Source organism: Sphingobacterium sp. HMA12, assembly GCF_002933815.1.
Taxonomy (GTDB): Bacteria; Bacteroidota; Bacteroidia; order Sphingobacteriales; family Sphingobacteriaceae; genus Sphingobacterium.
Genome location: NZ_BEYR01000008.1, coordinates 73,881 through 88,375 on the forward strand (window position 1 = coordinate 73,881; position 14,495 = coordinate 88,375).

At 40.5% G+C, this 14,495-nt stretch carries 13 protein-coding genes; 8 read left to right on the top strand and 5 right to left on the bottom strand.

The window, feature by feature from the left end; translation table 11 throughout:
- Positions 1–67 precede the first annotated feature (67 nt).
- The 7 genes from HMAT_RS25610 (at position 68) to HMAT_RS25640 (ending at position 5,996) form a co-directional block, all read left to right on the top strand.
- The gene (locus tag HMAT_RS25610) at positions 68–916 is read left to right on the top strand and encodes a transketolase (protein ID WP_104385684.1); all 849 of its coding nucleotides are present in this window, start codon (positions 68–70) and stop codon (positions 914–916) included.
- Positions 917–918: 2 nt separating this feature from the next.
- A complete protein-coding gene (locus tag HMAT_RS25615) occupies positions 919–1,872 on the top strand; it encodes a transketolase family protein (protein WP_104385685.1) in 954 nt (317 codons plus the stop codon).
- Between the two features lie 21 nt (positions 1,873–1,893).
- A complete protein-coding gene (locus HMAT_RS25620; RefSeq protein ID WP_104385686.1) occupies positions 1,894–2,439 on the top strand; it encodes an RNA polymerase sigma factor in 546 nt (181 codons plus the stop codon).
- A 33-nt stretch (positions 2,440–2,472) separates the two neighbouring features.
- A complete protein-coding gene (locus tag HMAT_RS25625) occupies positions 2,473–3,531 on the top strand; it encodes a hypothetical protein (protein ID WP_104385687.1) in 1,059 nt (352 codons plus the stop codon).
- Positions 3,531–3,950 carry a hypothetical protein gene (locus HMAT_RS25630; RefSeq protein WP_233789605.1) on the top strand — a complete coding sequence of 140 codons (420 nt, stop codon included), beginning with the start codon at positions 3,531–3,533 and terminating at the stop codon, positions 3,948–3,950. Before HMAT_RS25625 ends, HMAT_RS25630 begins: the two co-directional genes overlap by 1 nt.
- Before the next feature lie 61 nt (positions 3,951–4,011).
- Positions 4,012–5,208 (top strand): aspartate aminotransferase family protein, encoded by a 1,197-nt coding sequence (locus HMAT_RS25635; RefSeq protein ID WP_104385688.1) that lies wholly within the window; start codon positions 4,012–4,014, stop codon positions 5,206–5,208.
- 26 nt (positions 5,209–5,234) lie between these two features.
- The gene (locus tag HMAT_RS25640) at positions 5,235–5,996 is read left to right on the top strand and encodes an SGNH/GDSL hydrolase family protein (RefSeq protein ID WP_104385689.1); all 762 of its coding nucleotides are present in this window, start codon (positions 5,235–5,237) and stop codon (positions 5,994–5,996) included.
- A 62-nt stretch (positions 5,997–6,058) separates the two neighbouring features.
- Here the strand turns inward: HMAT_RS25640 and HMAT_RS25645 are convergent, their stop codons facing one another.
- Positions 6,059–7,255, bottom strand: a complete 1,197-nt coding sequence (locus HMAT_RS25645; protein WP_104385690.1) for an MFS transporter — start codon at positions 7,253–7,255, stop codon at positions 6,059–6,061.
- A gap of 60 nt (positions 7,256–7,315) precedes the next feature.
- The gene (locus HMAT_RS25650; protein ID WP_104385691.1) at positions 7,316–8,503 is read right to left on the bottom strand and encodes a class I SAM-dependent rRNA methyltransferase; all 1,188 of its coding nucleotides are present in this window, start codon (positions 8,501–8,503) and stop codon (positions 7,316–7,318) included.
- 62 nt (positions 8,504–8,565) lie between these two features.
- On the opposite strand from HMAT_RS25650, the gene HMAT_RS25655 reads away from it, so the two are divergent.
- A complete protein-coding gene (locus HMAT_RS25655; protein WP_104385692.1) occupies positions 8,566–9,507 on the top strand; it encodes a hypothetical protein in 942 nt (313 codons plus the stop codon).
- A 15-nt stretch (positions 9,508–9,522) separates the two neighbouring features.
- Here HMAT_RS25655 and thrC read toward each other — a convergent pair whose 3' ends face one another.
- From thrC to thrA, 3 genes are all read right to left on the bottom strand, one after another.
- A complete protein-coding gene (gene thrC, locus HMAT_RS25660) occupies positions 9,523–10,830 on the bottom strand; it encodes a threonine synthase (RefSeq protein ID WP_104385693.1) in 1,308 nt (435 codons plus the stop codon).
- A 127-nt stretch (positions 10,831–10,957) separates the two neighbouring features.
- Positions 10,958–11,896, bottom strand: a complete 939-nt coding sequence (locus HMAT_RS25665; RefSeq protein ID WP_104385767.1) for a homoserine kinase — start codon at positions 11,894–11,896, stop codon at positions 10,958–10,960.
- 88 nt (positions 11,897–11,984) lie between these two features.
- Entirely contained in the window at positions 11,985–14,432 is a 2,448-nt protein-coding gene (gene thrA, locus HMAT_RS25670) for a bifunctional aspartate kinase/homoserine dehydrogenase I (protein ID WP_104385694.1), read from the bottom strand.
- Positions 14,433–14,495: the final 63 nt, after the last annotated feature.

Below are 14,495 nucleotides of genomic sequence, written 5' to 3' on the forward strand. Positions count from 1 at the left end.
ACTTTTTAACAAGCATCTAGCTTAAAAATAGTTAACTTTACGACCAATTGTGAAACCAACAAAAAAAATGAGTGCAGATATTAACAAACTAGAACAAATTGCATCACAAGTAAGACGTGATATCGTCCGTATGGTACACGCTTGTCAATCAGGACACCCAGGTGGTTCATTAGGTTGTACAGATTACTTTGTGGCGCTTTATTTCAATGCAATGAAACGTAATCCTTCCTTTGATATGGACGGAAAAGGTGAAGATCTATTCTTCTTGTCAAACGGACACATTTCACCTGTATTTTACAGTACATTGGCACATGCGGGGTATTTTGAAGTAAGCGAACTGGCAACATTCAGAAAAATCAATTCTAGACTACAAGGTCACCCAACGACACACGAAGGCCTTCCGGGCATCCGTATTGCGTCAGGATCTTTGGGTCAGGGATTATCCGTTGCTATTGGAGCCGCACAGGCAAAAAGATTGAATAAAGACAATAATCTAGTTTATGTATTAATGGGTGATGGTGAATTGCAGGAAGGCCAAGTTTGGGAAGCCGCAATGTATGCGCCGCACAACAAAATTGACAACTTGATTGCTACAGTTGATTACAATAATGCACAGATCGATGGGTCTACAGATCAGGTACTGTCATTAGGTGATCTTCGTGCTAAATGGGAAGCTTTTGGCTGGGATGTGATGGAAGTGACTAAAGGAAACGATATGGCTTCAGTAGTTGCTGGATTAGAAGAAGCAAAATCGCGTACCGGAAAAGGTAAACCAGTGGTTATCTTATTGCACACAGAGATGGGAAAAGGTGTTGATTTCATGATGGGTTCTCATAAATGGCACGGTGTTGCTCCAAATGACGAACAATTGGCGTCGGCATTGAATCAACTTACTGAAACTTTAGGAGATTACTAGAAATGAAAAAATATACTTACACAGAGTCAAAAGATACACGTTCAGGTTTTGGAGCTGGCTTATTGGAAGCTGGAAAACAAAACGAAAATGTGGTAGCATTATGTGCTGATTTGATCGGATCATTGAAAATGAACGATTTTATCAAAGAATTCCCAGAGCGCTTTTTCCAAATCGGTATTGCTGAGGCAAACATGATGGGTATCGCTGCTGGACTTACTATCGGTGGTAAAGTTCCTTTCACAGGTACATTTGCCAACTTCTCTACGGGCCGTGTTTATGACCAAATCCGTCAATCTATTGCATATTCAGATAAGAATGTGAAAATTGCCGCTTCTCATGCTGGATTAACCTTAGGTGAAGATGGTGCAACACACCAGATTTTGGAAGACATTGGATTGATGAAGATGCTACCTGGAATGACTGTAATTAATCCTTGTGACTTCAACCAAACAAAAGCGGCTACAATTGCGGCAGCAAAATTTGAAGGTCCGGTTTATTTACGTTTTGGCCGTCCGGTAGTTCCTAACTTCACACCTGCGGATCAGGAATTTGTCATAGGAAAAGCGATCCTATTAAATGAAGGTACAGATGTAACCATCATCGCTACAGGTCACTTGGTATGGGAAGCCATTCAAGCAGGTGAAAAATTAGCTGAATTGGGCATCAGTGCCGAGATCATCAATATCCATACCATCAAACCGTTGGATGAGGAAGCGATTTTGAAATCTGTTGCAAAAACAAAATGTGTTGTGACTGCTGAAGAACACAATCGTTTAGGCGGATTGGGCGACAGCGTTGCACAGGTATTGGCAAAAGAATTACCTAGCCCACAAGAATATGTAGCCGTAAATGACAGCTTTGGAGAATCAGGTACTCCAGCACAACTTATGGAGAAATATGGTTTGAACGCAGACGCTATTGTTGCTGCTGCTCAAAAGGTAATCAAAAGAAAATAAGAAAACTACACAGGTCAATATATGGATGACGCTTTAATTATAGCAAAATTCGCCGAAGAAAGTACGCGAGAAGAAGCTTTCCGTTTATTGTTGAAAAAATATCAACAAAAGATTTATTGGCATGTGCGAAGAATGGTAATTGATCATGATGATGCAGATGATGTCGTACAGGATATTTTTGTCAAAGTATGGAAGAACCTCGGTAACTTCCGTGAAGATTCACAATTGTATACCTGGCTATATCGGATCGCAACAAATGAATGTATTACATTCTTAAATAAAAAAAAGCAAAAGCAGAACGTGTCGTTGGACGACGACACGACTGCTTATTTAGCAGAAACACTTGCTGATGGCAATTACTTTAATGGCGACAAAGCGCAAATGAAATTGCAACAGGCTTTATTGACATTGCCCGAGAAACAGAAATTGGTTTTCAATATGAAATATTTTGAAGATATGAAGTATGAAGAGATTTCTGAAGTACTGGGTACAAGTGTTGGAGCATTAAAAGCCTCCTATCATTTGGCCGTAAAAAAAATAGAGTCTTTTTTTAATAATCACGATTAAACCTTTTAGCGGAATTAGGCTCTAATAGATACTATGAAGGAAAATAGCACATATCATGATGGGCTGGAGTTTAATCATCTTCCAGAATCATTGCGTAAAAATCCTTTTGCCGTGCCTGAAAATTATTTCAGTGATTTAGAATCTAAAATAATAGGGCAAGTCAAATGGATGGAATGCAAGGATGAGTCTCTATTTGAGGTTCCGGAAGGATACTTTGATTCACTCCCTGATCTTGTGCTGAGCAAAATAGCGGAGGATTCCCTCAAAAACAAGGTTACTTTGGAGGGATTTACTATTCCTGAACAGTATGCTGCGATATTAACAGAAGATATCTTTCATCGCATTTCAGAAGAAAACTTAAAAGAAAAAATCCAATCGGATGGCTTGATAGTGCCAGCAGGTTATTTTCAAACACTTGAACAAAATATCACTACAGACATTGCGGCAACAGAATTAAAGGATATCGTTTCAACTGACGGCTTTGCTGTTCCTATAAATTACCATCTAGATCTTGAAGAAACTATTTTTTCTCGTATTGCTGAAACAGCATTGAAGGAAACTGTTCCAACGGATGGTTTTGCTCTTCCCGTAGATTATCAAGCAGATCTTGAAGCAACTATTTTTTCTCGTATTACCGAAGAGAAATTAAAAGCTACAGTTCCTACAACAGAATTTGACGTACCGCCGCATTATTTTGACACACTTTCAGACAAAATTATCGACGCTATTCAGGAAACTAACGAAGAAAGCAATTCAACTCCTGTCCGTCGCTTGGGAAAACAAAAAAAATGGTACTCCCGATATGCGGTCGCTGCATCTTTTACAGCAATGTTAGGCCTTGGTGGATATTGGGGATATCAATATCAACAGCAAGATACGATCCCAGAAGATAACTTAGCAGAAGAACAGTTAAGTCAGCATTTATCTGAAATACCCAAACAGGAAATTATCAATTACCTTTCCGCATCGGCTTCAGGTGATGACATTATATATATGTCCCAATATACAGATGAAACAAATCTTCCGACAAAAGGATTTGGCACTAATATATCTAAACAAGAGATAGAAGATTATCTAAACTATACCTTATAATGATGTTCAACAAAAAAAACATATGGATAACATTGTTCTTTAGTATATTTTCTATTGCCTTGGGCTTTGCGCAAGACAAAAATCGTTTCCAAGCTATTGAAAATGAAAAGATAGCTTACATTACTAAAGAACTAGATTTGACTCCCAAAGAAGCACAGCAATTTTTTCCGCTCTATAATGAATATAGCCAAACATTATGGGATATCCGGAAAGAAAAATTAAATGGTGCCCCTAAAAACAGTTTTAGAAGTGGATCAAGGGATGTATTACAGTACGATGCCAAAGAGGTACAGATAAAGAAAGAGTACCGTGCAAAATTTGCCAAAGTAATAGGCAATGCCCGGGCTTCACAATTCTTTGAAGTAGAGCAGGAGTTCAGGGAACATCTCTACAAATCTTTACAAAATAGGGGTAGATAATCCCGAAAATAAAAAAGAAGTCTTGAAGACTTCTTTTTTATTTTCGGACATTTGTAAAATCATGTTAAGCAATAGAGAATTATTTTTAATGAACACCGCTCAGACCTCTAGCTCACCTAGATTGGTTGAAGTGGTTAAGGCCGAAGGTGTTTACCTATACGGGCCTAATGGAGAAGAGTATATGGATCTTGTCTCCGGATTTAATGTGAGCAATATTGGGCATCGTCACCCCCAGGTGCTCGAAGCCATAAAGACTCAACTTGATCAGTATTTGCATGTCACTGTCTATGGTGAATTTGTACAGGCGCCGCAAGTCCTGTTTGCAACAGAATTATTAGCAGAATTGCCTTCAAATTTTCAATCGGTATACCTGACCAACAGTGGAGCAGAAGCTGTAGAAGGGTCTATGAAAATAGCTAAGAAATATACTGGACGAAGACAGATTATCGCAGCCAAGAAAGCTTATCATGGTAGTACACAAGGTGCTCTTAGCCTTATCGGGAACGATGAATACCGTCAGGCTTATGCCCCACTCCTTCCGGAAATAGACTTTATTACATTTAACGATCCGCGGGACTTAGCGAATATTACAGATAAAACTGCTGCCGTTATCCTAGAAGCCATTCAAGGGGAAGCTGGTGTCAGAGTTCCTGATATAGCCTATATGCAAGCTGTAAGAAAACGTTGTGATGAGACAGGTACACTGCTCATCTTTGATGAAATCCAGACTGGTTTTGGCCGATCGGGCAAGTTATTTGCGTTTGAGCATTTTGGTATTGTACCCGATATCCTCATGTTGGCCAAAGGCATTGGAGGTGGCATGCCTTTGGGTGCTTTTGTTGCCGCCAAAGAAGTGATGGATGTCATCAAAGACAACCCCATGCTAGGCCATATCACGACCTTCGGAGGCCATCCTGTAAGTTGCGCCGCAGCACGTGCGTCGCTTGCTGTCATTAAATCGGAGAAGCTGGTAGAACAGGTAGCTTATAAGGCTAATTTATTTCGTGAAAAACTCAGCCATCCGGCAATCAGAGAAATCCGTGGACTAGGGCTTATGATGTGCTTACAATTGGACAGCTTTGAGCAAGTATATAGTGTCAGTAAGTATTGTGCTGAACAGGGGGTGATGATCGACTGGTACCTGCATTGTGAAACGGCACTTCGTATAGCTCCACCGTTAACCATTACCGAAGCTGAAATAGAAAAAGCCTGTAACATCATTATAAAAGGTTTGGAAAAATATGCTAAAAGTATGTAACTTTAAAGCATAACAAAAACCTAATAATGAGCACAAACCGCAGATCATTTATCAAAAAAAGCATAATTGGTGCCGGCCTTTTGACTGGCGCTAATTTATTGGGCAACGAAGCTTACGCCTATGAAGACAGCTTCAAATCTTCAAAAATAAGTTTGAATGATGGAGACGTTATCCTATTTCAGGGCGACTCCATTACGGATGTGGGCCGCGATAGGGATAACAGGAATGCCAATGACACTAACGCTTTGGGTCGTGGTTACGCTTTATTGGCCGCAAGCGAACTATTGAATAAATATGCCGCAAAGAATCTAAAAATCTACAATACCGGAATCAGTGGCAATCGTGTTCCCGACCTTCAAAAACGCTGGGCAGAGGATACTTTGGCAATCAAACCAACCGTGTTAAGCATCTTGATCGGTGTAAATGATTTTTGGAGAACCATAGACCGAGGAGCTAAAACAACTGTTGAAGAATATAAATCCCAATACCAACAATTGTTGCAGGAGACCTTGCAGAAACTTCCGAATGTTAAACTGATTATTGGAGAACCTTTTGCAGTAAAAGGTGTAGGGCATATCACAGATGCCTGGTATCCCAAATTTTTAGCCTATCAGGAGACTGCACGTGAAATCGCAAAAGAATTCAATGCGATACTCCTTCCTTATCAGAAAGTCTTTGATAACGCACAAAAGACAGCCCCGGGAGCCTATTGGGCAGCGGATGGTGTACACCCGACGCTAGCGGGAGCACAAATGATGGCTACAGCCTGGATGGATTGCATCAAATAATACAAACAAGAGGGCGGATATTTTGACAATGTCCGCCCTCTTGTTTATTAATAAATCTTATGCTAAATCTCTTTGTAAGGCGTCTTTTGTAAATCAGGAAGGAAATAAGCGACGATACCGATCAAGGGTAAATATGAACATAGGTGATAAATAAATTCGATGGAGGTATGATCCGCCTGCCAACCGAGAACGGCAGATCCTATCCCGCCCATGCCGAATGCAAAACCATAAAATAGCCCCGAAACCATTCCTAGCTTTTTAGGCAGTAATTCCTGAGCATAGACAATTATGGCAGGAAAGGCCGAAGATAATATCAATCCGATAATGACAATCAGTATTCCAGTCATGGTGAGACCAACATAAGGTAACGCCAATGCGAAAGGCGCCACGCCTAAAACCGAAAACCAAATCACATATTTACGGCCAAAACGATCCCCGAACGCTCCACCGAGTAATGTACCGACCGCAACAGCTATCAGAAAATAAAATAGGTACACCTGTGCTTCAACTTCATTGATCCCAAATTTTTTCATGGTATAAAACTGAAAATAGTTCGTAATACTGGCGATATAGAAATATTTAGATACAATCAACAACAATAGAATAACAACGGTAGTCACAATACGTGAATTGGGTAGATCCGGTACACGAATAACTCTTTTTTTGGTTCTGGAAACATTTGCAAGCCGACGCTTATACCAAGTGCCAATATAATAGGAGATAAACTGACCAACGATTGTAAATAAACACATCCAGGCAATGGCCTGCTGACCGCGAGGTAAAACCAGAAAAGCAACGATAATAGGTGCCAAAGCTGTACCCGCATTTCCGCCGATCTGAAATATAGATTGAGCCATGCTCCGTCTGCCACCCGAAGCCATATAGGCTACGCGCGAAGATTCAGGGTGAAAGATCGAGGAACCAATACCTACCAGGAAAACGGAAAATAAGATCCATGCATAGGTATGTGCCTGGGAAAACAGCAACATGCCCACAAGGGAAAAGGACATACCGATAATCTGTGAATATGGCACAGGGCGCTTATCGGTAAAAGAGCCTACAACAGGCTGAAAAATTGACGCAGCAATCTGATACACCAATGTAATCATTCCTACCTGTGAAAAACTCAGGTGGTGCTCTTCTTTTAATAAAGGATAGGTAGCAGGAATGACAGCCTGAATAAGATCATTCAGCAGGTGCACCATACTCACGGCAAACAAAATAGAAAAAATAGGTCTGGTTTCTTTTTCTCTAATCATGACTTCGCTTAAATTAAAAAGGTCGATTCATTTCGAATCAACCTGTATATCTGCATTTATCTATATTACACGTACCAACAATCCTTTGAGGTATTCACCTTCAGGAAATGAGGCCCGTACAGGATGGTCCTCTGGTTGATGGAATTGTCGAATAAATTGTATTTCTTTGCCTGCATCCAATGCCGCCCACGCTAGCACTTGCTTAAATGTATCCATATCCATTGCGCCGGAACAAGAAAAGGTCGCTAATAATCCCCCGCTATTCAACAGCATTAAACCTCGACGATTTAAATCTTTATAAGCCCGTGAGGCACGCTCCAAAGCTGATCTGGAAGGCGCATATTTAGGTGGATCCAGAACGATCAAATCAAATTTTTCCCCTTCATCTATAAACTTGCGCAATTGCTTATTGACGTCGGACAATATTGCTTTATGCCGATTTGGCTCAAAGCCATTTTCGGCTACATTTTTTTCCAGTGTTTCAATCGCCAATGCCGAACTATCCACCGACACAACTTCACTTGCTCCAGCTTTTAAGCTGTTCAATGTAAATCCACCAGAATAGCAGAAACAATCCAATACACGTTTATCGGCAACATATTGTGCGGTCAACAATCTATTTTCCCGCTGGTCACAGTAAAATCCGGACTTTTGTCCATCAATAATATTTACTTTATAATGAAGACCATTTTCGATAACGTCTACAAATTCAGGTGGTACCTCTCCGGACAAAAGACCATTTGTATCAGGTAAGCCCTCATGTTCCCGCGACTTCAGGTCACTCCGTTCGTAGATCCCAGTAGGATTGAGCAAGGTATTTAATTCAGCAATAATAATGTCTTTGACCTTTTCTACACCTACAGCATGAACCTGGATAGAGATAAAATCTGCGTACTTATCGACGATCAATCCAGGCAAAAAATCCGCTTCTGCAAAAATGAGACGAACGGTATTCGTCATACCATCCTGCAACAAATGTTGCCTCGCAGCTACCGCCTTTTGAATACGGGTACGCCACCAATTCGCGTCAATCTGAGCTTGCGGATTCCATTCCAATAAACGAACGGCTACCCGGGAGCTATTGTGAAACAATCCGTATGCAATAAACTCACGCTCGGCATTGTATACACCGACAACTTCGCCATCTTCTATCTTATCCGACAATGATTTAATTGCTCCAGAAAATACCCAAGGATGCAATTGCCAGGCAGCTTTATCCTTACCCTTATTCAAATAAACTGATTTCATTACTGCAAAATTAACTTATTATTTGTAAAATTTTGATTCTTTATTTGCAATAAAAAAAAATAATGAAAGAAATATTCTTGTATATTTACAAAATGAATTTAAAACATCTTTTATTAACTACAGCAATTATTATTACTACATTTTCTTGCAAAAAATCAGATCCTGAACCCGCAATTAAAAATGAGGAAGATCTTGAGGTTGTTAATTCGACTACATTTGAGAAAATAGAAATGAAAGTCAGTCAAGAAATTAAAGCAGAACCTTATTTTATGGTTGGCTATGGCTATGATGCTAAAGAGAACCTGCTGTTTATCAATAAAGGTCTCCGTGGCAAAATCCTTAACACAGAAAAATTAAGGCAATCTTCTTCTATTTTCAGAACAACAAGCACTTCAGGCGGGGGAAGCGTACTCGAAGATATCACAAAGGAGCAGTTGTTAAGAAATTTGGAATTAAAATTCGATTTTGACGGGGAGCAACTTGCCACAACTGAAACAGATGCCTTAACAAATATTCCGTCTGATCAGAAAATCCAACTGACAAACTATTATACCGTAGGCTTTCAATACAATACCCACGAGTTTGCCGCAGAAGATCCAAAATTTCAAAATCAGGAATTTATCAATTTTGTCAAGAATAATACCCCTGATCAGATTCTAAAAAAATACGGTACACACCTTATATTGAGCTGCTCAAAAGGAGCATCAGTAAATCTTGTAAAATACCTAGACAAAAAAAACATTCTTGAAGAGAAGGTCTTAAAAAATTGGAAAATTGTTGCATTTGTTTCAGGCGCTGATTTCAGATTATTTGATTTTCATCCGATAAAGAATACTATTGATATCACCGCATGGTTAACGTCTTTGACAGAAGAAAATGGGGAATTTGTGGATTTTGACAGATATAGACCAATACCTATTTATGATTTAATTTCCGATAAAAGCAAAAAGCTCGAATTAAAGAATTATATAGATAACTATCTTGGTATAAAAAAGGGCTCCTAATGGAGCCCTCCGCGTTTAGTTATGGTTGATTAGATATCTTTTGAACGCTTCGAAGTTGACCGCCAAAGGTTCCGCTAATTTTTCTTTTCCCTGCAACGTTTCTGCACCGTCCGGCAATGCAATTTTTGCGAACACATCAGCATCTATCGCATCCGGAAACTTACAAGGATGTGCAGTTGATAAAAATACCGAAGCATAATTTCCGGGATATTCGCTCGCATATGCCTTCGCGCCTAGCCAAGCAATAGCTGTATGTGGGCAGGCAATATAATTTGCTTCCTGAACGAGCTTATCCATCCCAACTTTTGTTTCTTCGTCAGTAAAAGTATAGGAAGAAAGTATTGCTTTTAGTTCTGCAAGATTACCTGCAAAAAGATCCTGAATCCGCACCCAATTGCTTGGGTCTCCTACATCCATGGCATTACTCAATGTCTGGACAGAAGGTTTAGGTTCGTATTGTCCCGAAGAAAGGAATCGTGGCACAGTATCGTTTACATTTGTCGCTGCTACAAAATGTTTGACAGGAAGCCCCATTTTATAAGCGAGCAAACCCGCACCAATATTACCGAAATTACCGCTGGGCACGGTAAATACAACTTCATTGATCCCTTGGGTTTTCAGTTGGGCGTAAGCATAAAAATAGTAAAAGGTTTGTGGGATCAGTCGAGCAATATTAATTGAATTGGCAGATGTCAATCGTAAAGTTTGATTGAGTTCAGCATCATTGAAAGCCTGCTTCACGAGTGCTTGACAGTCGTCAAATGTACCATCTACCTCTAATGCACGTATATTTTGGCCGTTTGTGGTCAACTGAAGTTCCTGCACCTCGGAAACTTTACCTTTGGGATACAATATTGTCACACGGGTTCCCTCCACCCCCAGAAAGCCCAAGGCCACAGCCCCACCTGTGTCACCCGAAGTGGCGACGAGTACATCGAGCAATTTATCGTCGGCTTTGGAAAAATAGCCCATGATACGGCTCATAAAACGGGCGCCAAAATCCTTAAATGCATAAGAAGGGCCATGAAATAACTCCAATACAGCTGTACTGTCAGTTAGGAATTTTACTGGTGCTTCAAAATTAATCGCTTCATCTATGATCTTCTTTAAATCAGATTTGGGAATATCATTGCCCAAAAGTGTTGATGCGACTTCCAACGCAATTTCCTGTAGGGAGTATTGTTGTATATTTTTGATAAACAAGGGATCCAATTGTGGAATCTGTTCGGGCATATATAACCCTTTATCTGCTGGTAGTGAATTAAATACGGCATCTTTGAAAGAGACAGCCAATGCTTTATTATTTGTACTGTAAAACTTCATCTTTTAATATTTACTTTAACATACATCTATACTGAATAGGGTATCCCTGTATATTATACAGTGTCATACGATTAGTCAGACGCCACCTTCCATGTACTATTTTCATAAACACGGTATGGCAAAATTTTTAATTTAATACTCTCGGCCCTTCTATATTTACTTTTGATACATAGCCAAAGCTCTCAATTTCATTTTTCTTAAGATGAGCCTGGATGCTATCAGCAATCTTTTTAGCGATCTGCTCATCCCGTGTCATAGCAACGACCGAGGGACCTGAACCTGAAATACCGAAGCTCAGGGCGCCATGCTGTAGGGCGATTTCCTTCATTTCATAAAACTGCGGAATCAGTATCGCACGCGTGGGCTCTATAAGAATATCCTTCATGCTCCGGGCAATCAGCTCATAATCTTCTTTAAATAAAGCCGCTACCAATCCGGCAATATTACCCCATTGTGTCACAGCATCTTTTAATAGAACTTTATCTTTGATTAATTGTCGTGCATCCCGCGTAGGGACATCGACCTGTGGAAACACCACTGCCGCCACTAATTCCTTCGGTGAAGGAATAGAAACTACATCCAAAGGCTCATTACCCCTGATTAGTGTTATACCACCATAAAGTGCAGGCGCAACATTATCGGCATGACCTGTGCCACAGGCTAATCGTTCCCCCTCGACACAGAACGGCAACAATTCTTCTTTCGTTAATGGGTTGCCAAGCATAACATTGATTGCAAAAAGCCCTGCCACTGTACTCGCCGCACTGGAGCCCAAGCCCGATCCGATTGGCATGTGTTTGTGCAATTCAATTTCAACACCGACTTTCGACGCAATATTTAGCGCTTGCAACAGATACTGAACACAAGCCGACACCGTATTTTTACTTGGGTCAAGCGGGAGCCTACCATCATCTCCTGTGATCTCTTTTATGGTCACTCCGGGTTGCTGCTTGCGCCGCATGATGACCTCATCCCCGGGTTGCTCTACAGCAAAACCCAGTATATCAAAACCACAGATCATATTCGCAACAGTTGCAGGAGCAAATACCCTAACTTCCGGCAACATCTTGTCCAAATCGATGACTTTACCTTTTAGATATTCTACATTTAAATTATTAGCCATTACTTCAATCGTTATTTACTTCAAAATAGTCTTATGCTCCCACGTTAACCAAATCTGCGAATACGCCTGCTGCCGTCACTTCGGCCCCGGCCCCCGGTCCCTTGACAACCAAAGGGCGTTCTTTGTATCTTTCTGTGGTAAAGGAAATAATGTTATCACTACCCGATAGCGCGTAAAAAGGGTGGTTTTCATCAACAAATTGGATCGCGATAGAAACTTTTCCATTTTCAAGCTTGCCAATATAGCGTATTACCTTCTTCTCACGAGCAGCTCTTGCTTTCATATCTTCAAAATAAGCATTCTCATTTTGTAATTCCGCATAGAAGGAATTCACGGTATCGGCACTCAAACAGGCTTCCGGAAGAATCGGTCCCAGATCTACATCTTCCGCTTCCACGGCATAGCCAGCGTCTCTCGCCAAAATCAACATTTTACGCATAAAGTCTATTCCCCCCAAATCATCCCTTGGATCTGGTTCGGTATAGCCCAACTCTTGCGCTTGTTTTACAACATTGAAAAAAGCAGCATCATCTTTGAAATTATTGAAGATGTAAGATATAGTACCTGAAAGAATGGCCTCAATCTTTAAGATACGGTCACCACTCAACATCAAGTCTTTAAGAACCCTTACGATAGGTAGCCCGGCACCGACATTCGTCTCATAGAAAAAGTCCACCCCATGTTTATGGGCGGTATCGCGAAGCGTCTTATATTGTGCATACTTTCCAGAATTCGCGATTTTGTTACAGGTTACGATGGAGATATTGGATTTAAAGATATCTTCATAATACGTGGCCGGCAACTTACTTGCTGTATTATCAATAAACACACAGTTTGGTAGGTTTAGGGCTTTCATTTTTTCAATAAATAAAGCCAGATCAGCCTCGGAACCATTTTTTTCGAGCTCGGCCGACCAATTATTTAGTTCCACACCTTCTGTATTGAATAACATTTTGCGGCTATTGGAAATTCCAACCACTTTGATCTCTATATCATTTTTATCAAGCAGAAAATCATGCTGATCCTCCAATTGTTTAAATAGCGTTGCACCGATGTTACCTGTACCAATATTAAACACATGCAATGTTTTTTTCAATTCCGCAAAAAAAGCATCGTGAACAGCATTGAGCGCTTTGGCCAGGTCTTCTTTACCGATGATGACGGAGATATTGTATTCAGATGACCCTTGTGCTATAGCTCTTACATTGATACCATTTCGTCCAAGTGCAGCAAATAATCTACCGGACATTCCCGGCGTTCTTTTCATATTTTCACCGACAATGGCCAATACAGAAAGATTGTCCTCTATAGCGGGAATGACTAGCTTATTTGCCTGGATTTCCAGTTCAAATTCTATTTCAATCAACTGGATCGCACGTTTTGCTTCCGATGGATTGACCGCGAAAGTGATGCTGTGTTCCGACGACGATTGTGTGATCAATACAACATTAATCTGTTCCCTTGCCAACAATGTAAAAAGTCGCCCGCTAAACCCAGATTTGCCGATCATTCCTGATCCACTTAAATTGATCACAGAAATATCCGAGATAGAAGAAATCCCCTTGATCGGCAACGCTGTTTTTCCGCTATCAAATTGGATCACTGTACCCGAGAAATCAGGCTCAAACGTATTGCGGATGACAATTGGTATTTTCCTCAAAAATGCTGGTATCATGGTTGGCGGGTAGATCACCTTAGCACCGAAATAAGAAAGCTCCATTGCTTCAGTATAAGAAAGCACGGGGAGTGAAAAGGCTTTTTTCACGATCCGGGGATCAGCAGTCAACATACCGTTAACGTCAGTCCAGATTTCAATCGCTGTCGCATCAAGTATCGACCCAAAAATGGCGGCAGTATAGTCCGATCCGCCCCTTCCCAAGGTGGTGATGCGGCCATTCTCATTGCTACCGATAAAACCCGTCACAAAAAGCAATTTGTCGCTATGTGTGATATACATTGATTTCACAAGCTGCTCTGTCAGCGCTTCATTTAAATGGGCATTACCAAAGTTGGAATCTGTCTTTACATAATGTGAAGCATCTATAAATAAAGCTTCTGGTATGTACTGCTCCATTACTTTAGACACCATATAATTGGAGCAGCGTTCACCATAACTGAGAATCAAATCTTTACTCTGATTGCTCAATTCTTTCAGTGCAAAAATTCCCTGGAGCAGATCCTCGATCTCATTGAAAAATAACTTAAGCTTGGTGAAAACCGGATTTTGGAACTTAACTGCAAGGAGCTCTTTCACAACTGCAAAATGTTTATCCTCCAAAGATTTAAGTCCATCAGAAAAGGACTTTCCTTCTGCCGCGTCCTCTGCCAACTGGGTTAGTAAATTTGTTACTCCTGACATCGCAGATAATACCACCAGCGGCTTTTCCTTAGCATCGTAGGATTTCTTAACAATACTTAAGACTGCTTTGAGACTTTCTACTGTTCCAACTGAAGTTCCTCCAAATTTTAAAACTTTCATACTGATTTATACTGTTTGTTTAGTTTGATTTATGTGACAAAAAAGAAGCGCTTTCCTTTTTGA

What these genes read in the sequence shown, in the direction of transcription:
- HMAT_RS25610 (WP_104385684.1), top strand. Translation starts at nt 68, where the DNA reads ATGAGTGCAGATATTAACAAACTAGAACAAATTGCATCACAAGTAAGA.
- HMAT_RS25615 (WP_104385685.1), top strand. Translation starts at nt 919, where the DNA reads ATGAAAAAATATACTTACACAGAGTCAAAAGATACACGTTCAGGTTTT.
- HMAT_RS25620 (WP_104385686.1), top strand. Translation starts at nt 1,894, where the DNA reads ATGGATGACGCTTTAATTATAGCAAAATTCGCCGAAGAAAGTACGCGA.
- HMAT_RS25625 (WP_104385687.1), top strand. Translation starts at nt 2,473, where the DNA reads ATGAAGGAAAATAGCACATATCATGATGGGCTGGAGTTTAATCATCTT.
- HMAT_RS25630 (WP_233789605.1), top strand. Translation starts at nt 3,531, where the DNA reads ATGATGTTCAACAAAAAAAACATATGGATAACATTGTTCTTTAGTATA.
- HMAT_RS25635 (WP_104385688.1), top strand. Translation starts at nt 4,012, where the DNA reads ATGTTAAGCAATAGAGAATTATTTTTAATGAACACCGCTCAGACCTCT.
- HMAT_RS25640 (WP_104385689.1), top strand. Translation starts at nt 5,235, where the DNA reads ATGAGCACAAACCGCAGATCATTTATCAAAAAAAGCATAATTGGTGCC.
- HMAT_RS25645 (WP_104385690.1), bottom strand. Translation starts at nt 7,255, where the DNA reads ATGATTAGAGAAAAAGAAACCAGACCTATTTTTTCTATTTTGTTTGCC.
- HMAT_RS25650 (WP_104385691.1), bottom strand. Translation starts at nt 8,503, where the DNA reads ATGAAATCAGTTTATTTGAATAAGGGTAAGGATAAAGCTGCCTGGCAA.
- HMAT_RS25655 (WP_104385692.1), top strand. Translation starts at nt 8,566, where the DNA reads ATGAAAGAAATATTCTTGTATATTTACAAAATGAATTTAAAACATCTT.
- thrC (WP_104385693.1), bottom strand. Translation starts at nt 10,830, where the DNA reads ATGAAGTTTTACAGTACAAATAATAAAGCATTGGCTGTCTCTTTCAAA.
- HMAT_RS25665 (WP_104385767.1), bottom strand. Translation starts at nt 11,896, where the DNA reads ATGTTGCCGGAAGTTAGGGTATTTGCTCCTGCAACTGTTGCGAATATG.
- thrA (WP_104385694.1), bottom strand. Translation starts at nt 14,432, where the DNA reads ATGAAAGTTTTAAAATTTGGAGGAACTTCAGTTGGAACAGTAGAAAGT.